This window comes from Paenibacillus sp. FSL R5-0475, assembly GCF_038004585.1.
Lineage (GTDB): Bacteria > Bacillota > Bacilli > Paenibacillales > Paenibacillaceae > Paenibacillus_AQ.
This window is the reverse complement of sequence record NZ_JBBORK010000001.1, coordinates 983,908-1,003,487: the sequence shown is the minus strand read 5'-3', so window position 1 is coordinate 1,003,487 and position 19,580 is coordinate 983,908. Positions and strand designations below refer to the sequence as shown.

The window sequence follows — 19,580 nt, the reverse complement described above, 5'->3', positions numbered from 1 at the left end:
ACAATGACCAATCATCCAGTAGAAATGTTTAATTACCACATTTGGGCGAACCAAACGATCTTGGGAAGAATCAAGGAACTCTCTCCCTCTGTGCTAAATCAAGAAGTGAATAGCTCTTTTCCCACCATCGCTCATGCCCTTAGCCATATCTATGCGGTTGATACGATGTGGTATCTAGTTTTAACAGGCACTGGTATGCCTGAGGCTTTTCAAAAAAGTATCCCGCTAAATATGAGCATTCTAAATTCGGTTGATGAATACGCTAATCTTTTTGCCCAGCTATCTGAACAATACAAAGAATGGTTACAAAACCAAACCGATTTGGAGCAGACTATTCTACTTGATAACCCATTCGCTGGAATCCGGCAAACACGCCTATCAGAAATTGTGCTGCATGCCGCCAATCACGGGACTTATCATAGAGGTAATATATCTACTATGTTACGTCAGTTAGGACACGCTTCCACCATGAATGACTATTCCCTTTTTTGGTATCAGATGTCTGCGGAAGCTATTTAATTTATGCAGATTGAAAATCTAATAACAGTGAAATCGAGAGAACATTTAAGAGCTTGGCTTCAGGAAAATTGTAAGACTGAAAAATCTTGCTGGGTACTCGTAAGTATGACGCCAAACCCAGAAACATTGCTATATTTGGATGTGGTTGAGGAATGTTTGTGCTTTGGATGGATCGATGGAGTGAAAAAGAAAGTTTCTGAAACGGAGCTGGCGCAGCGACTGTCTCCCAGAAGCAAACGAAGCTCTTGGACAGAATTAAATAAAGAACGTGTCCGCCGCCTCGATAAACTGGGGTTAATGAGTGACGAAGGAAGAAAGGTACTTCCGGATATGAATCTCGCTTCTTTTAAAGTCGATAGGGTTATAGAACAAAGGTTAAAAGAGGAGCAGCAGGTATATGAGAACTTCTTAACCTTTCCCGCTCTTTATAAAAGAGTCAGGATCGACACGATACAAAGCAATACAAATCAACCAGAATTATTTAAGCGTAAATTAGATAAATTTATAACAAACACTAAAGAAAATAAAATGTACGGTCAATGGCATGATCATGGACGGCTTCTAGATTATTAAGCTGCTAGATCATAAGATTGCTTTGTAACTCTTGCAGATTGATTAAAAAGATGAGAAACCCAGTCATTCTCATGACCTTGGGTTTCTCTTTTTGTATTTAAATATGGAAAAATAGCATAATGAACGACTTCCAGCTTACTTGAGCTCAGCGTTCAGCCTCTCAATCAACTCTAGCAATTGCAGTGGCTCACTAACTGTATACGTCGGACGCTCAGACTCATCTGCCGGCTCATGGGAATAACGGGGCGTCCAGCTCTGAAAAATGCTGGTGATGCCTAGCGCATTGGCCCCTTTCATGTCACGGCTAAGATTGTTGCCAATCATAACGGTACGGGAGAAATCCGCTTCAGACAAATCAAGCGCACCAATAGCTGCCTTGAACATGCGCGGGCTTGGCTTGACTGCTTTGATATTCTCGGAAATGATCATGGCGCTGAAATAATCGTTTAGTCCATGCTGCTTAAATACATTTTTGAAGGATTGCGCATCACCGTCTGCAACCAGAGCAAGCGTGTATCCTCTCTCATGCAGGGTTTGAATCGTGATATCTGCTCCCGGAATCAGATCCGCACTCCGTACGATTCCTTCTTCATCCCTAATTTCAGTCGATTCATCAACAATGGTATCTCCGCTGTCAAAAAAGATAATTAACCTTTTCTCGTCCATGTTCTCAATAACCGTCCTCTTTATTTAATGGGTGAGTTGCCTGTGGATTCTCGGATCACCAGTTCAGGCTGCAATACAATTCTTTGCTTGATATCATCTGTATGATCCAGACTGCCGATCAGCAAATCAAATGCCATCTTCACCATCTGATTCATCGGTTGAGCAATAGTTGTTAACGTTGGATTCGTCACGGTTGACAGAATGGTATCGTCAAAACCAATGATAGAGAGCTGTTCCGGTACAGATATTCCCTCTTCCTTCGCAGCCTGGAGTGCGCCGATGGCAAGCAAGTCGTTGCAACAGAATAATGCTGTCGGACGCTCCGCGCCGCGGAGAATCTCGGATGCTACCCGTTTCCCGTCTTTGATATTCGACTCACACGCGAAGATATTCTTCGGGTCCAGTGAAATGCCAGCCTCAAATAATCCAAAGCGGAAACCCCTGACCCGCTCAAAGCTGCTGCTTACATTGAAATCCTCGGACAAAACTGCCATCTTGCGATGACCTTTTTCAAGCAAATGTTCTGCGGCAATAGTGCCTCCTTTGAAGTCATCGTTCAATACACGGTGAACAGCTATGCCTACGGTCTCCCGAGCGATCATAACTATGGGGAAGGATTTCTCTACATGAAGCGCCAAGATATCCGCATTTCCCACACCTGTTCCGATCAGAATACCGTCAACATTTTTTTGCTCCAACAGCCGAATGTATTTCTCTACGCGTTCATCTTTGTTATCTGTGCTGCACACAATAACACTATACCCCTCGGAGTGAGCCAGATCCTCTACGGTTCTAGCTATCTCGGAAAAAAAGGGATTCGAGACATCTGGAATAAGAAGACCAATGGTATAGGTCTTCTTCCCCATTAGTGCCGAAGCAATGACACTGGGCTGATATTGCAGCCGCTTCATCACCTCAAGGATTTCATCTCGCTTCTTGTTGCTTACTTTTCCTTTACCGTTAATCGCATTAGAGACGGTAGCAATTGATACGCCCGCTTCCCTGGCAACATCATATATCGTGGTCGTTTTCATGGCATTAACCTCATTATAAATATTAAGTGGATTGGAGTCTTTGCATCCTCCCTTCACATAAGTTAAGCGCTTAACCTAATGTTACTATGACGACAGCAATAAATTCAATTCATTTTTCTTGGAGGTTTAGATGCTTCGTCTTCTGCCGCTCAATGCTAGGGTTGGTGAATACGCCGGAACACACAAAGAAGTGCCCCGAATCCATGGATTGTATGGCTTCGGGGCACTCTCTTTTTTCCAAATGGATATCTGATTTAAAATGGATTAAAGCCCCTCAGCCAGAATCCGTTTCAAGAACATCCCTGTATAAGATTCCTGTACTTCAGCGACCTGCTCCGGTGTGCCTTCAGCTACAAGCCTACCTCCAACTGTCCCCCCTTCAGGGCCAATGTCCATCACCCAGTCAGACTCCCGAATCAGTTCTAAGCTGTGCTCCACAACAACAACCGTATTTCCCGTATCTACCAATTTGCTCAATAAGGTATGAAGTTGCTTGATGTCTGACGGATGTAGACCTGTCGTTGGTTCATCGAGCAAATAGAGCGTATGATTTTTAGATGGCTTGCTCAGCTCTTTGGCCAGCCTGATCCTTTGTCCTTCGCCGCCTGATAAGGTTTTGACAGATTGTCCCCATTTAAGGTATCCAAGACCCACCTCACATAACGTCTCAATAATACCGGCCATTTTGGCCTCCGACTTAAGAATCGGCAAGCTTTCCTGTATAGACATATCCAACAGATCTGAGATAGAGAAGCCATCATACTTCACCTGTAAGACCTCATCCGTAAACCGTCTTCCTTTGCAGGCGTGACACTTTACTTCTAGATCAGGCAGAAATTTCATGTCTACGGACAATACACCAAGTCCCTGACAGGTTTCGCACCGTCCCCCCGGTGTGTTAAAGGAGAAATGCTTGGAGGTCAGTTTTCTTTTCTTCGCCTCTGGCAAAGCCGCAAATAACTGACGCAGATGTGTAAATACATCGGTATAGGTCGCTACATTAGAACGCTGCATCCTACCCATGGGTGATTGGTCAAAGATCACAATACTCCCGACTTCACCTAGACCCGTAATCTCCTTACAGCCTGTTTGTTCATGACCATTAGAGCTTCCTTGCGCAAGGATATCAAATATAAGCGTGGACTTACCCGAACCCGAAACCCCTGTTACAGATACAAGACAACCAAGTGGAATGGAGACTTCTTGAATATCAATATTCCGGTACTGTGCCTGCCGGATAGTGATCTGCTTTCCGTTCCCTTTTCGGCGAATACGTGTGGGAACTTCGAGACGCTCTTCTCTGAGATAAGCTCCTGTAACCGAAAGCCCGCTTGCCATCAAATCTTCTAAACTACCTTCACCCACAACGATTCCACCATGCAATCCAGCACCTGGACCCATATCAATAATATGATCCGCAGCACGCATCATCTCAATATCATGTTCAATAACGAGCACAGTATTCCCAAGATCACGCAGCTCCTGAAGCACACGAATAAGGCCAACTGTATCCCGAGGATGTAGTCCCGTCGTCGGTTCATCCAGAATGTATAACACACCGGTCAACCCTGAACCCAGCAGTGATGCTAGACGCAGGCGCTGTGCTTCCCCGCCAGATAAAGAGACTGTCTGCCGGTTCATGGAAAGATAACCTAGGCCAACATCGATAATCCGCTTTAGTCTAGTAGGCATATCATGAAGGATCGGTTCAAGTAGATGTAGACCTTCGGCAGGCAGTTCCGCCTCCAGTCCTTTCGTCCACTCATATACCTCACTAAGCGACCAGTCGGATACATCTATGATCGATGCGTCAGCTACTCGAACTAGACGAACTTCTTTTTTCAGGCGAGCTCCTAGGCATTCCAGGCATTGCTGCTCATGAAAAAATCCGCCATCTTTCTCCTGCGCACCAGCCTCCCCTTCCTTCTCCTTATACCGCCGCCACAAACCGGGTATAACACCTTCAAACTTCGTCCCTTGGATTGGCTTAATATTAGGGAAATGGCGTTTAAAAGCTTCACTCTCCACACCGTAGTAGAGCAAATCACGCTGAATCTCACCGTAATCCTTCAACGGTTGATCCGGGTCAAACACAAATCCAAAATGTTTTCCCGCCGCTACTAATATCCGCATCTGTATATCCCGATGAACGCCATTCAGAGAAGCTACTCCCCCCTCTTTCATGCTAAGCTCTGGATTAAATACCGCTGCTTCATTTATAGTCGCCACAGACCCAAGTCCACCACAAGCTTCACAAGCCCCTTCCGGCTTATTGAAGGAAAAATGTGACATGCCAAGTTTCTCAAGCTCAGCTCCGCAATGCGGACAGCCCATCGACTGACCTTCCATTTCCTCGTCTTCTTCTATTAGTAGCCCCCTCGCTTCAAAAGAAGGTGGTATGCTACCCTTGCAAGAAGGGCAAATCCGCTCCCCTAATCTAGAAAAAATAAACCTGACAAAGGTATAAATGTCAGTTACAGTCCCTACTGTCGAGCGTGGATTACGATTCGTAACATGCTGTCCAACGCTAATGGATGGGGACAGTCCAACAATGGACTCGACCTTTGGTTTACTGATCGTATCTGAAGTCATGCCCATGGAATCTAAATACTGTCTTTGGCATTCCCGCTGAAGTGTATCCATAGCTAACGTCGATTTTCCTGATCCCGAAGGTCCCGTCAGAACAACAAGCTTATACTTAGGAATCGTGAGCGAGACATTCTTCAGATTGTTCTCTCGTGCACTTTTAATAACAATAGCTTCTTTCACCATGATTCCCCTCTCAATTAAAGCAATCACACCTAGATACATCTCTTATCCATAACCATTTACGAATGCTGTCATACTACTTTTTTTTGCAAAAGTATGCTTAATTCGATAGAATGTATTTGTAAAATAACACATTTTAAAATAACTTCATAATCAAATATCTTGATTGACGAGATATAAAGATTTTAAAAGGGGCGTTATCCTTTGTCAAGCCATGAACAAGCACAACCTACACCAGAGCAAGAACAATTCACCTTACTCATGCGTGGTCTGGGAACCCGAACGGTGGTATACCAGCAAAACGTAGCCGCCTCTCTTGGGTTATACAATAATGATTTTTTGTCTGTGGATATCCTGCGTGAAAAAGGCCCCATTACCGCTGGAGAGCTGTCCAAACTAACTGGACTTGCCACAGGTAGCGTTACTGCATTAATAGATCGTCTCGAGAAAAACGGATACGTTCGCAGACAAAATGACCCTAAAGATCGCCGTAAAGTAATTATTGTCCCGTTGTATGAAAATAAAGAAGATGTCATTGACACGTACATGCCACTTCATACCGCTATGGTTAAATTGGCTGCTTCCTATACGGATGAAGAACTTTCCCTCATTTCACAATTTTTAGGCAAAGCCAGCACCGTTCTAGACGAGCAGATTGATCATCTCAGTTCCCCAACACGTAGTAAGTCTTCTTCTTGACTCAAATGCTAAAAACAACAAATCCCGCTTATTGCATATAACATGCATAAAGCGGGGTTTGTTGTTCATGTTCCGAATTTACGGACTGGAAGGACTGTATAGCGATCAAGCACTTATGAGCGTAGGCTTAAAGCATCATTTAAAAGACGATAATCAAAGCAAGATTGTTCGGATACAGAAGATTCACTAAAAAGAAAGAGGTCGATGCGATTGCTCGCATAGGCCTCTTCTTTTTGTGAAGCATCACTTCATTATCTCACGCGATACTGCTCAAACAGCGTTGGTATAATCTCCGTTGATGCACCCGGCATTTGAGGTAGTATGTAGTGCCCATTAACAACCGTAGCCGGCTCCACAAAAATATGGCGGATCCAAGGAATGTATTCCAGCATGATCGCACCTGGTGTTGCTGCAACCAAATGCTGATGAATTTGCCCCATATCACCAACATGCGGACAAATCGGAATATCGTATGAAGCGGCTAAACCTGCAACCTGTTGCCATTCCGTAATCCCACCAACACGTGTTACATCTACTTGGCAATATTCGAGTGCCCCTTGATGGATATAATCCCGGAATGCATATTTCGTATAGACATGTTCACCTAACGCAATAGGTACATTTAATGCATCGGCCAGCTTCTTATGTCCCATGATGTCATCTGGATTTAAGGGTTCTTCTAACCAGAACAAATCAAACTCCTCTAACTTCTTCCCCCATGTCATCGCTGTATTGATATTCCACTGTTGGTTCACATCGATCATGAAGATGGTTTGATCTCCTATCGCCTTACGAACAGCTTTGCAACGATCATAGTCCTCATGTGAATCTGCTTTACCTACTTTAATTTTGACTCCAGTGAAGCCCTGCTCTACAATTTCAGTAACGTCCTTAATCAAACGTTCTTTGGACCAGTTCAACCAGCCGCCGTTTGTATTATAAGCTTTTATTTGCTTGGATTTATGTCCTCCAAGATACTGCCACAAAGGTTTATTGGAAGCCTTCGCCATAATATCCCAAAGTGCAATATCTACTGCTGCCAACGCCATATGAGTAACTCCCGCTCTCCCAATCCAATGCATTTTTCCAAAACGCAGCTCATCCCAAATCTCTTTCACCATAAACGGATCTTTGCCAATTAATAAAGGAGCGTAATAACGATCAATCGTATCAACGATCATATCATCACCATGTGCACAAGTTCCTGTATACCCATACCCCACAAAATCCTCATCTGTAAAAATCCGAACGCCTGCAAGTCCCCAATGCGTAGCAACATTAATTGCATCCGTTATTGGTGGTGTAATCGGTACGTGTAAGACGAAGCTTTCTACGTTAGTAATTTTCATATTTTTCATCTCCCTAGCTTTAAATGAAATGAATACTCAATCCAAATGGAAAATCTCATCCATACTCGCCCACCATTCACCCTCTAATGCAGACTTCACAGGATACTGACAAGGATCTGTTAAGCTCCACCATTCTTGTGTACGAGGATCTTCAGCCATGATGGCCATATCAGCCGTATAGTCATCCCCTGTATATTCAAAATAACTGAACAAGTAGCCGTCTCTATAAAAAATGGAATAGTTCTTAATGTTGCATTTCCTTAATCTATCCAACACTTCTGGCCATACAGATGCATGTAACGCTTTGTATTCTTCTAGCTTCTCATCCTTGACATGAATAACACTCCCATATCGAGTCATTCCGCCCCTCCCTTTCCAATAAATCATTAATAACCTAAGGCTGCTCCACCATCAACAGGGAGCGCTACACCCGTAACAAATCCGGATAAATCACTCGCTAAATACAACACGGCTCTAGCTATCTCTTCCGTTGAAGCACATCTTCCCAATGGATGCATATCGATCAAATCTTGTACTGTAGTTGCCGGATTGGGCTGTTGACCGATCCACTCTTCTAATAAAGGCGTCATTACACCTGCTGGACATATGCAATTGACGCGAACTCCATCGTTCGCATAATCCAACGCTAATGCTTTAGTCATTGCAATAATTGCGCCTTTTGAAGCCGAGTATACCGGATTTTGCTTTTGGCCTACCATTCCGCTTAATGAAGCCATATTCACGATGCAGCCACGGTTTTCTCTAATCGAAGGAATGCAGAATTTAATCATCAAATAGACACTCTTCAAATTGATATCCAAGGTACGAGTCCATTCTGTTTCAGAAATATCCTCCAAGCACTTCGGCAATACAACAGCTGCGTTATTGAATAGAATGTCAATCTTGCCAAACTTATTTAGGACCCATTCTACCAATTGTTTAACCTCTAGCTCCGATGAAACATCTGTTTTCACAGCATAAGCAACAGAATCCCCACAATGAACTGAATGAATTTCCTCGACTACTCTTTTAGCTTCAGCTTCATTCCAGTCCGCAATGATCACCTTAGCACCCTCACTGGCAAATAATTTGGCAGTCGCTTCGCCAATCCCGGAGCCACCGCCTGTAACAATAACGACTTTCCCTTGTAATTGCATAGGCTACACTCCAGTTTCAATAAAATGTGATGTCTCCAATTGATAAAAGCGGATCGCATTATTGCCAAAAACATCGTCTAATTCTCGCTCTGTAAGCGCTTCAGATAAATTGTTTAACAAAATGCTTACTGTTTGATCATAGCTTGCTGCAAGCAGGCACACTGGCCAGTCACTACCGAATATGACTCGGTTTAGTCCAAATGCATGTATGACGTGTTTTATATAAAAGTTAAAGTCAGATTCTACCCAGGTCGCCATATTTGCTTCGGTAACCATACCTGAAAGCTTGCAATACATCTGCGAATATTGCGCGACCTCCGTAACCCACTCTTGCCAAGGTGAGGATTCTTGCTGGGAAATTTGTGGCTTACCTATATGGTCAATGACCGCATGTAAATTTGGCACAAGCTTGAGCAATTTCAATACGGCTGGGAATTGTGCAGCATGAATCAATAAATCAACAGGGAATCCCATCGTCTCTAACCATTTTAAATGATGAATAACATGAGGACGTTGCAAATATTCATCAGCATCAATACTTTGAAGCATCAATCGGAGGCCAATAAAATGAGGATATTTACGCAAAAGTTCAAAGGTTTCCGCAAAATTGTCCTGCTCTAAATCCAACCAGCCCACAACACCAGCTATTGAATCATGGGTCTCGCATAAACTTAGTAGAAATTCAGTTTCTTCAACAGTAGCCGCTGCTTGAACAACAATGGTTTTCGTGATTCCGTGTCGTAGTAATGATTCTGTCAGGTCATCAGGCATAAAATCTCGATATAGTAATGGAACTTCTGGTGTAGGCCATCCGTAATCGCCTCGACTTAATTGCCAATAATGCTGATGCGCATCAATTCTCATGCTTTCACCTCACAAAATGAGTACTTTGTCAGTCTTCCTTAACGAGCCGGTTCGTCAGCTTGCCGAGCTTCTCAATCTCAATCGTGACGATATCACCATCCTTCAGGTAAATCTGCTGATCTACCGGATAACCGAGGACGACGCCTTCTGGTGTTCCAGTCAGAATGATGTCTCCAGGAACAAGCGTCATATGTTGCGAAATATAACTTACGATCTCATCGCATTGGAAAATCATATCTGACGTATTGGAGTGCTGGCGGATTTCTCCGTTGACTGTACATTTAATCTCTAAATCATTCGGGTTTTCGATTTCATCCGCTGTAACTAGATAAGGTCCAAGAGGAGAGAATTTATCACATGACTTGCCTAACAGCCATTGCTGAGTCCTTAGCTGCAAGTCCCGTGCGGATAAATCATTTACGTTGCAATAACCAAATACGTGGTTAAGCGCGTCCTCTTTCGTAACGTACTTAGCTGATTTACCGATAACGATAACAAGCTCTGCTTCGTAATCAACTTTTTTCGTCACTCTTGGAAGGGGAATATCGTCGCCATGTCCCGTCAACGTGTTATTGAATTTATTGAACAATATCGGGAACTCAGGAATTGCTGCGTTCGTTTCCACCGCATGCTTGCGATAGTTAAGACCGACGCAGATGATTTTATTTGGATGAGTCACGCATGGACCGAGCGTCAACTTTGCTTCATCTAATAGGTATGAACAGTCTTCTCCAGCCATATCCAGTGCTTGAGTTGTGAATTGATCCAACCTCGAAGCCGCTGCCTCACCACCGTCAATGACTTCGTGAACGGTCATAGGTACGGAATACCCATGCTGTGTAGGCAAAGCTATTAAAGCGCTTGCAACATCCAGTATCCCTTTTTCTGTTACGACCCCCAATTGGTAATCACCATTGTTAACGAATGTTAATAACTTCATTATTAATTCCCCTTCCTTTTATCGTTTTAATGCTGTTCAGGCATTTTTCCCAAAAGTTGCGCCTCCATCAATATAGAGAGGAGAACCCATCATAAATTTTGATTCATCCGAAGCGAGAAATAAGGCGGCTTGGGCAACATCCTCAGGTAAGCCGAGCTCTTCACTAAGCTGACGCTTCTTAATTGACGCAATCGCAGTTTCCGGATTATCGTAAGAGGTTTTTAAGTAATTCTCAACGAACGGTGTTAGGATTGTACCTGGTAAAAGGGCATTTACACGAATATTGTATGCTGCGTAATCTACTTGCATGGATTTCGTCAGGGCCAATACCGCTCCTTTGGTAGCTGAATAAGAAGCTCTTCTGGCGAGCCCGATTTCTGCGACGCAAGAGGACATATTAATGATGTTGCCAGATTTTCGTTTCATCATATGAGGAAGCACATATTTGGAGGGCAAATATACCCCCCGAATATTAACCTGAATTACCCGTTCCCATGCATCCGGTTCAACTTCATGCAAAGCGCCTACTCCGCTAATCCCTGCATTGTTAAAAAGCACATCTATATGACCATATTGTTCAATGATTTGATCTACCATCTGCTCTACAGATTCAGCATGGGTCACATCCGCATGGATGAAATGACCTTTTCCTCCATCTGCATGAATATCCTTCAAAGTCTCTATACCTCTAGCTTCATCTAAATCGTTCACAATTACTGTTGCACCTTCACGAGCAAACAGCAATGCCGTGCTTCTCCCGATCCCTGAACCTGATCCCGTAATTAAGATGACTTTATTGGCTAATCTCATTAATGATTGCCTCCTTGGTATAGCGATAACCGATTCGCCAAATGACGAATTTCAGCCTCCGCAACATCCTTCTTTTTCTCCCAGATATGCTGCTGCATGGTACAGCTCACTGCTGCGATAGCCTCACCTGATTTAGATAGGATCGGGGCTGAAACACAGCTGAACCCAACGATAACTTCCTGCTCATCGAAAGCAATCCCCTCATCACGGATGATTCGCAGTTGCTTAACCAGATCCGCCTTCGTTTTCAATGAATACTCTGTAGCGCTCGTTAATTCTTGAATCGGGTACAATGAATCCAGATCTTTATCATCAATGAACGACAGGAGCAATTTTCCAAGTGCAGTCACATGTGCAGGGAACTTCATACCGGGGCCGGATGCTAGCCTGACCATAGTCGGCGCTTCCTCCTTAGCTAGATACAACACTTCATTACCTTCAAGTCTGGCCAACTGAACCGTCTCTTGCAGACGATCTCTTGTGGCGGTAGCTTCTCGGTGAAATGATGAGATTAAGTCCTGACCTTGCAAGTAGGAATCTCCCCACCTTCCCGCAGCGGAGCCAACGGCATAAGTATCGTTAGTATCTCTATTCACCCAATCAAGTACTTCCATAGTCTGCAAAATAGAATACATAGAACTCTTATGGATACCAAGCTGATTGGATAAATCAATTAATCGATGCTTATAGGGTTCCTCTGATACAAGGCGTAGAATCCCGTCTGCTTTCTCCAAAGCAGGCACCCAATATTTTTTGTCCATGTGAGCACCTCTTTCAAACATTATACAAAACCAAGTTTTCTATACAAACTAATTTTAATTTTATTAGTTATATTTGGCAATCTTTTTTTTCAAAAAAAAGACGATAGCTCCTAAGCTGATACCTAGGTTAACTATCGTCTTTATATTCATATTATCTCCGAATACCAATCGTTACAATTTCGCATGGACCGATCTGTAAGGCCGATCTACCTTTCTCTTCGCTAGAGAGTGGATGGCTCTCCTCTTCCAGGATCGACGTCTTATAGAAATACTGCTGCGGTATCGTTGAACGGATGGTCAGGTCGGTACTCTGCTGACTCATGTTGTACCAGCGAAGCAGTAGGTCTCCAGTCTGCTCGTTCATTTTTAGAGAGGAAAATGCGAGCTCCTGACTCTCCCATTCGAATGGAGTATACACCGGAGCAATCGCTCCTTCATGTACATCAGTCTGACATACGACCCAAGGAATCTGGAATTGATAAGCTTCAGCAAAAGCACCTGAGGTTATACCATCTCCTGTGTGTGGGATAAGCTCCATACGTACAACGTGCTCTCCGAGACATTGCGCTTCTGGAGTTGGAAACAAACCCCAGTCTCCCAATTCACCCACGCTACGGAGTAGTGTAATCGCAATGGTGTTACGACCATCTCTTAACACTTCATATTCATTTAATCCAAAGTTAGCGACGGTTAGACCGGCTGTTTCATTACTGATATCAACAAAGGCCTGCTGATGCTGCGTGTTACTCGGATTCATCCATTCTGTAGCTGGCTCAATATTCCGCTCCGCAACCTCAAACATCGAATCCACATGATGTGTGGCGGTGTTCAACTCTGTCGGAAATAGCGCACGAATCCGGTGATCTTTGGCTTTATTGTCTATCGTAGTTTCGATATGCAGCCCCTTCCCGCCCCGCTCCAAGCTAATTACGGTACGAAGTTTAAGAATGACTGTGTCACTACTGCGCTGCGCTTTCCGCTCCGGGTAGTACACAAGAGCACGCTGTTCCTCGTCCAGCTTATTATCTGCTGAGGCTGGAATCTCCCAGTCATGCTTAATTTCCACAGATGCTCGATAAGGTGTATTTTCCAGAACGCAAATATTCGCCTGTAGTCCCTTGGTCGTTAAAGCTTGTTCACCCTCTGGCTGTTTATACATGTATTCATTCCCGATATCACCTGTGTTCTCATACACACCAAGATCCCGGTAGGTCATGCCACTGGCTTTGTCACTTAGCGTAAATGAACCATTATCATGGATCACTACTTTGATGGCCTCATTCTCCAACACCCGATCCCCTTGAAGCAAAGATTCAGGAGCTATAGGCAACCCTGCGTTAGCACGACGAACCCACGCATATGCACGAAGACCCAGCGCCGGAACTTGCACAGCTTCAAAGGTAAGTCTTACTCGGCGGCACATATAGGGCTGGCGGAATTTATCGTCAGGCAAATCATAACCAAACTGAAGACCCAAATCCTCCATCTGGCATGTAATGGCATTCCCTTGATCGTCTACTAATTCACGACCGTTTAAGTCAATATCTTTCATACGGCTGGCCGTTTCTTCTAGAGAGAAACCCTCTCTCAAATATAGACGTGCCGCATCAATTTCTATGCTCACTGTACCCGTGCGTCTCCACCCTGTCATATTCATGACTACTAACGGAAGCACTTCTTCACCAAATGCTGCAAAACCGGACGTATCCACAGCTTCAGCGATCATGCGCTTACTATCATCAACAATGGTCTCTGCTACATGACGGCTTTTATCAAACCGGGTTACCATTTCGCGATGTACCTCATCCACGCTGCAGCCACAAATGCTGTCGTGAGGGTGATTCTGCATTAGCGTCTTCCAGGCATAGGTGAACAGATGATGAGGGTAATCTTTGCCCAATACATGTGCGAATGAAGCGAGTGGCTCAGCTACCTTTTCAAGCAAGACTTGCCCTTCCTGATTCATCTGTTTCAAATAGACACGAGCAGATGCGGTATTCACTAACGTCCCCCATCCGTCAGTGTGCTGGCTCCGCAGTTCGCCCTTTACGGTCGACAAATTGTTGTGATCCATTACATCCTCTACAGCCTTAAGGTAATCAGGGAAGTTGGAATGGATAAACTCCATATCTGGATATAACCGCTTCGCAGTCTCAATAGCCTCCGGCAAATCCAGTTGAGCCGGTTGATGATCGCAGCCGTTCATGAATAGTAGCTCGCCTGTAGAGGCAAATTTCCGAGCATCTGCTAACTTCTTCTCCCAGAACTCTTTTGCCTCCGCTTCATTCACTGGCACTTCGTTTCCGTTCGAATACCAATTTGCAAATAGAATTCCAAGCACTTTCGATCCATCCGGACCTTCCCATATCAGCTCGGAGAACGAAGATTCATATCCACCGTCCGATACTGTATTGTTGAATCCAGTCGGCTTTACACCTCTTCCAAAAAAGGCATTATTGATGCCTGATTGCTTCATTAATTGTGGAGTCTGACCCACTAGACCAAAGGTGTCCGGAAAATAACCGATCTTAGAAGGTTCACCGTAACGCTTCGAATCCTGATGACCAATCTGCATATTACGTACATTCGCCTCTCCGCTGGTAAGGAAAGCATCTTGCAGAATATACCAAGGTCCAATCAGAAGACGACCTTCCGTAATATGTTTTTGTAGACGATCTTGATTCTCGGGGCGAACTTGAAGATAATCTTCCAGAATGATTGTCTGTCCGTCAAGATAAAAACTCTTAAATTCACCATCCTCATCCAATCGATCCAGCAATTCATCGACCAGTTTAATAAGGCGTACATGATGCTTTTCATATGGAAGATACCATTCCCGGTCCCAGTGAGTATGAGAAATAATATGGGCAGTCTGAGGTTTAATAGATTTATCTGAACGTTCCAATGTAAAGACCTCCTTATATGCAATACGTACTCTCTACTAAGATGCTTAATGTAGTAGATGTGGATAAGTTATATGGATTTCGACTTCCTGCTGGCGATACACGCCAAGAAGATCACCTTTATAGTCCGTAGCAAACAGGACTGAACGTTCCTGTTCCAACAAGAACGCGTAGGTTCGGCCAGTGGCTGAATCCTTCACCTCGATTTTCGCATCCTGAGCATATTCCGATACGAAGGTGAAGAGAGCCCCCGTAGCAAAGCTCAATTTCCGTCCGTAGATACCTACTAAGTCCCCTCCGCTAATCCACTCCAAGTCACACTCCACATGAGCAGCATGGAGCGCGTAGCGATACAGTGCAGAAGTAGTATCACTTCGGTCGCTCAATTCAACAGGCAGTGGACTCCATAGGAGTCGACCCTTGCCAAGCGGGATGTTTATGACTGAGTCTATAGTAGAGCTTCCGCTTCCGCCGGATTCGTGAATCATCGTTTCCTTCGATACCTCAGCAATCCTTCGGTGACCGAAGGAGACGGGGAGTTGTTGGCCTTGAAGGCTAAGCACTTCTTCACGGCGTACATTACGCAATTCACGCTTGCCAAGAATATCACTTAAGCGCTCTGAAGAACGCCAGTAAGCATCAATGTCGAGCGGGCCTGTAGCAAGCAATACCGCACCTGTCTCTTCAACGATGTGTAACAACCTTTCCATCGCTGCATCATCGAAGTTATGCGCGCTTGGCAGTATAATAAGCTTCACAGGATGGTTTTCCAAATCATCTAGGTGGTATTCAGAAGCCCCTCTAAAAGGCATCTTTAGATCATATGAAAGAATACGGGTAAGCTCTGTTGTAGCAGCGAAAGCCAGCTTCCGGTTAGAGAAATCATTCGAATACGGAAACACCACAGCAATCTCTTCCAGTTTCCGATCTCCAAATACGTCACGAATGCCTTCTATAAACTTCCCGAAGTCATAAGAGATATCCGCCTCTGGCTTTTCGGTTCCATCTGCTCTCAATGCTCCGATATGGGACTCATTCGCATTATCCATATAGAAGTTCGTATTCCAAATCCAGTGTATGGCCCCCGCACCAGCAGTTCCAAACGCATAGGCATATTTGCGCTCGAGTAGATTTCGCAGCTCCAGCTCCGAACGTTTGGCTCGTCCATCAGGAGTTTCTACATACATGACGCCAGTCTCTTGAATTAGGTTTGGCTTATTAGGTGTCTTGGCAAAGATGCCGTCCCACACCAGATAATCATTAAACCACCAGGAATGTACAGTGGTGTAATCCACCGTCTCCTCGTAGAAGAACGGTGAAGGTCGCTGCGCCCCTAGCCCTTCATCCTGCCCAACCGTAACCATCTGATCTGGACATTGCTCCTTAATGGTGTCATATAACTGCCTCACCCACCGGTTATGCATATCCATGGAGAACAAGCAATAATCAAGCCAACGCGTCCCTCTTTTAGCACTGTGCATATCCTGAACATCGAAGTTCATCTCTTTCGCTTCTGGCAACCCTGCCGATGCAAAGTCCGGAAGCTGTGCGGGTGTCATATTCCAACGTTCCTGTAGTACTTCGATTTCCCCATGTCTATGTCGAAGCCATTCTATGAAAGCTTGTTGCTCGAAGCGATCATGACATGAACTCGGACCATCCGAGAAAATACGTGCCGGATCAAACATCGACGGTTCATTAATAAGATCCCAATCTACATTCGAAGACGCTTTATGACGAGATACAATAGAACGAATGAAACGCTTCTGAGCCTCAACACTTTGTGGGTCCAAATAAGGATTTACCCCACCCCACGTTTCCGGTGTGAAGGAGAAGAACGTGAAAGTCACCTGAAGATCATGCTTCTTCGCCGTCATGATAAAGGCATCAATCGCTCGCAGTACCTCTTCTGAAACATGACCATCGTCTTGCATCACATTACGATAAGCAGTCCAGATTCCTGTTCGGATCCAGTTAATCCCTGCCTTCCGCATTTGACCCATATCGCGATCCCATACCCCAACGTTCGGCAGAAATAGAAATTTCCGTGCCACATCACTCGTCATATAAGTCATCCCCACAACAGGTAGCGGACGCCCATCTTTTATGAAATAATCTCTTCCACTCGTTACCGGTTCACCTGCTGCCAGAAGTTCAGGGGCATGCCCCCAGAACCCTTGACGTAGAATGCGGACCTCACCATCACTGGCTTCCGCTTCGCAGACCACTTGGAACAGACCACTCCTAATTTCCAGAGGAATAGGCACCCGAACGATGTTAAGCTCAGCATTAGCCTTCATCTCCAAACAATGGGACCAACGCAAGGAGGGATCGGATTCATGTTCAACATGCATTGTTAACTTCCAATTGTCTTCATTTCGCAAAGAAGGTTTTACCCGCTCAAGCTGCTGAATCTGAAGTGTCAGAGATGCCCGTTCTCCTGACTCATATGACGCGTAATTTGGCTTAACCCACATTTCCGTTACACCCTTACTACAGAAACGAACCCACTCAGACATCGCGGACAGCCCTTTTTCCTTCCATAAAGAAGCCGTTGCAGCCGTATTTACGAACAGCCAGCGTGAGCCTGCAAATAAACCAATCGTATTCTCCCAAAGAACTACTGGAGCAGCAGTTTCCCGCCCCTCATGCGTAATTCCCTTCAAAAGCGGGTAAATCCGTGTGCTCATCGGACCTGCTGACCCCATTTGATGGGGTAAATCACTCGTCTTCGTCGTATGTGGCACAAGGTTCCATGTCTCTTCACTCGCTATAAAAAGAGCTTCTTGCTCCTTAAGCAGAGGAATGACATCTGATGCAAGCAAGGACTGGTTGCGAGAACAATCAACACGCAGTACCTCATGAATAGACAGCTCTTGATGATAAGAGGTCTGTTCCACTTCCACATGCCATTGTTCATTTTTCCAGCGAACGGGTTGTTTGAAGGGGGCACCTCCAATGCTGATCAGTCCACCACCTCTTTGCAAATATCCAAGAATGTCTATCCATGCCGCTTTTGGGAAATAGGGTGCATGCAGATTAATGAAACATCCACCTTCGATTTCCTTAAGCGTTGCTGAAAGCTGATTAGCATTCACGATCGTACCGAACTCACGCATGGATTTAATCGCGTCACTAGGAATCGAATTGGAAATTGGGAAATCAGAATCATAGAATATGATTACAGGTCTGCTCATAGTAGTCCTTCCTTCATCGATTTATAGACTAGTTGGGAGAACAGACTATTGGACCAGGCAAACCATTTTCTAGTGAACATATTCGGGTCATCGACATGAAATCCTTCATGCATAAAACCAGTCCCCGCATCCGTTGACTCTAGCATCGCAAGCATGTCCAGCTTCTCTTCCTTCGTGGAAGCCGTCAAACCTTGCATAGACAATGCCATATGCCAGATATAATCTTTCGGAGTATGTGGACTGCCAATCCCTTTCGCTGCTGTTCCTTCGAAGTAAAAAGGATTCTCCTTGCTCAGCGCAAATCGGCGTGTATTCTGATAAATCTCATCATCTGCTGTAACATAGCCTAGATAAGGAATCGACATGAGTCCCGGTGTTCCCGCATCATCCATCAAGCAGTAGTTGCCGTAGCCGTCGGTCTCATAGGCGTATATTGGGCCAAATTTCGGATGACGATAAATACCATACAGCTTGATTCCATGATCAATGTCCGCTTCTAATGCTTTAAGCTCTTTTAGAAATTCAAGATCACGGAATACCCATTCTGCGAATTCCTGCATATGACGTAATGCAACAACGGCGAACATATTCCCCGGGATATTGTAATGGAAGTCGCAAGCATCATCGCTTGATCGGAACCCGGACCAGACCATCCCCGTGTAATTTACAGGCATACCAAGACCGTTGTTGCGTAACGTATCTTCAGGTATTCCATTATTACGCATAAAGCGGTAAGGAGATAATTCAGCATGGCGTTGCTCTGTTCTAAATAAATTGTATATTTTGACCATTGCTGCCTTAAATCCGGCGTCGAATATATCAGTTTTCCCCGTTTCTTTCCAATAGGCATAAGCCAGACGCATAGAAAAACAGAGAGAATCGATCTCGAATTTACGTTCCCACACCCAAGGGGACATTTCCGTGATATCGCTAGTGCTCCAATGCCAGTCATTCGCTGTTTCGTTAAACGCATTGGCATACGGATCAATATGTATATACTGAATATGTCGTTTAATTAAACCGCTAATGATACGTTGAAGATCCGGATCATTCTTCGCAAATGGCACATAGTGCATAACCTGCTCCACAGAATCTCGCAACCAGGAAGCTGGGATATCACCAGTAATGATGAATGTTGTTCCATCATCCATGAGCTTAGTAGTAGTCTCAAGTGTATTCGGAAAGCAGTTCTTGAAAAGCTGCAATAGTTTAGGCCGATGAGCTAACTTCTCCTCTGCTTCGTTCAATACTTCTTGAATCGCTTGTGGAAGCGGAAGCTTCGGCATTGAGATGGTTGGCAGTCTGAATTGTTCCATATTTCCACTCCTCTTGATAAAAA

Annotated in this window: 17 protein-coding genes; 4 read left to right on the top strand and 13 right to left on the bottom strand. The window is 44.6% G+C overall.

The annotated features are described in order from the left end of the window. Positions 1 to 3 precede the first annotated feature (3 nt). Together MKX41_RS04160 and MKX41_RS04155 are read left to right on the top strand one after the other, a co-directional pair. Positions 4 to 519 (top strand): DinB family protein, encoded by a 516-nt coding sequence (locus MKX41_RS04160; RefSeq protein ID WP_340968833.1) that lies wholly within the window; start codon positions 4 to 6, stop codon positions 517 to 519. A 3-nt stretch (positions 520 to 522) separates the two neighbouring features. Further along, positions 523 to 1,092 (top strand): YdeI/OmpD-associated family protein, encoded by a 570-nt coding sequence (locus tag MKX41_RS04155; protein ID WP_340968832.1) that lies wholly within the window; start codon positions 523 to 525, stop codon positions 1,090 to 1,092. A 135-nt stretch (positions 1,093 to 1,227) separates the two neighbouring features. Here MKX41_RS04155 and MKX41_RS04150 read toward each other — a convergent pair whose 3' ends face one another. Together MKX41_RS04150 and MKX41_RS04145 are read right to left on the bottom strand one after the other, a co-directional pair. After that, a complete protein-coding gene (locus MKX41_RS04150; protein ID WP_076283074.1) occupies positions 1,228 to 1,758 on the bottom strand; it encodes an HAD family hydrolase in 531 nt (176 codons plus the stop codon). 20 nt (positions 1,759 to 1,778) lie between these two features. Beyond that, entirely contained in the window at positions 1,779 to 2,792 is a 1,014-nt protein-coding gene (locus MKX41_RS04145; protein ID WP_339802607.1) for a LacI family DNA-binding transcriptional regulator, read from the bottom strand. Positions 2,793 to 2,922: 130 nt separating this feature from the next. Here MKX41_RS04145 and MKX41_RS04140 point away from each other — a divergent pair, with 130 nt between their 5' ends. Continuing rightward, positions 2,923 to 3,045: a hypothetical protein gene (locus tag MKX41_RS04140; RefSeq protein ID WP_340968831.1), complete on the top strand. Its 123-nt coding sequence runs from the start codon at positions 2,923 to 2,925 to the stop codon at positions 3,043 to 3,045. 11 nt (positions 3,046 to 3,056) lie between these two features. On the opposite strand, the gene uvrA is transcribed toward MKX41_RS04140, so the two are convergent. Then, a complete protein-coding gene (gene uvrA, locus MKX41_RS04135) occupies positions 3,057 to 5,561 on the bottom strand; it encodes an excinuclease ABC subunit UvrA (protein WP_340974812.1) in 2,505 nt (834 codons plus the stop codon). A gap of 261 nt (positions 5,562 to 5,822) precedes the next feature. Here uvrA and MKX41_RS04130 point away from each other — a divergent pair, with 261 nt between their 5' ends. Beyond that, positions 5,823 to 6,260: a MarR family transcriptional regulator gene (locus MKX41_RS04130; RefSeq protein WP_340974810.1), complete on the top strand. Its 438-nt coding sequence runs from the start codon at positions 5,823 to 5,825 to the stop codon at positions 6,258 to 6,260. A 251-nt stretch (positions 6,261 to 6,511) separates the two neighbouring features. Here MKX41_RS04130 and MKX41_RS04125 read toward each other — a convergent pair whose 3' ends face one another. The 10 genes from MKX41_RS04125 to MKX41_RS04080 form a co-directional block, all read right to left on the bottom strand. Further along, on the bottom strand, positions 6,512 to 7,609 hold the full coding sequence (locus MKX41_RS04125) for a mandelate racemase/muconate lactonizing enzyme family protein (protein ID WP_340968830.1): 1,098 nt from the start codon (positions 7,607 to 7,609) through the stop codon (positions 6,512 to 6,514). Between the two features lie 36 nt (positions 7,610 to 7,645). Next, entirely contained in the window at positions 7,646 to 7,969 is a 324-nt protein-coding gene (locus MKX41_RS04120) for an L-rhamnose mutarotase (protein WP_340968829.1), read from the bottom strand. Positions 7,970 to 7,995: 26 nt separating this feature from the next. After that, complete coding sequence (locus tag MKX41_RS04115; protein ID WP_076283078.1) at positions 7,996 to 8,766, bottom strand: SDR family NAD(P)-dependent oxidoreductase; 771 nt, start codon at positions 8,764 to 8,766, stop codon at positions 7,996 to 7,998. Positions 8,767 to 8,769: 3 nt separating this feature from the next. Then, the gene (locus MKX41_RS04110) at positions 8,770 to 9,630 is read right to left on the bottom strand and encodes an amidohydrolase family protein (RefSeq protein WP_340968828.1); all 861 of its coding nucleotides are present in this window, start codon (positions 9,628 to 9,630) and stop codon (positions 8,770 to 8,772) included. A gap of 28 nt (positions 9,631 to 9,658) precedes the next feature. Next, complete coding sequence (locus MKX41_RS04105) at positions 9,659 to 10,570, bottom strand: fumarylacetoacetate hydrolase family protein (RefSeq protein ID WP_340968827.1); 912 nt, start codon at positions 10,568 to 10,570, stop codon at positions 9,659 to 9,661. Between the two features lie 36 nt (positions 10,571 to 10,606). After that, positions 10,607 to 11,380, bottom strand: a complete 774-nt coding sequence (locus tag MKX41_RS04100) for an SDR family NAD(P)-dependent oxidoreductase (protein WP_340968825.1) — start codon at positions 11,378 to 11,380, stop codon at positions 10,607 to 10,609. Then, positions 11,380 to 12,141 carry an IclR family transcriptional regulator gene (locus MKX41_RS04095; protein ID WP_149644031.1) on the bottom strand — a complete coding sequence of 254 codons (762 nt, stop codon included), beginning with the start codon at positions 12,139 to 12,141 and terminating at the stop codon, positions 11,380 to 11,382. The genes MKX41_RS04100 and MKX41_RS04095 overlap by 1 nt, the downstream gene beginning before the upstream one ends. A gap of 151 nt (positions 12,142 to 12,292) precedes the next feature. Next, the gene (locus MKX41_RS04090; RefSeq protein WP_340968824.1) at positions 12,293 to 15,046 is read right to left on the bottom strand and encodes an alpha-mannosidase; all 2,754 of its coding nucleotides are present in this window, start codon (positions 15,044 to 15,046) and stop codon (positions 12,293 to 12,295) included. Between the two features lie 45 nt (positions 15,047 to 15,091). Next, a complete protein-coding gene (locus tag MKX41_RS04085; protein ID WP_340968823.1) occupies positions 15,092 to 18,241 on the bottom strand; it encodes a beta-galactosidase in 3,150 nt (1,049 codons plus the stop codon). Next, positions 18,238 to 19,557 (bottom strand): glycoside hydrolase family 125 protein, encoded by a 1,320-nt coding sequence (locus tag MKX41_RS04080; protein WP_076298481.1) that lies wholly within the window; start codon positions 19,555 to 19,557, stop codon positions 18,238 to 18,240. Before MKX41_RS04080 ends, MKX41_RS04085 begins: the two co-directional genes overlap by 4 nt. Positions 19,558 to 19,580: the final 23 nt, after the last annotated feature.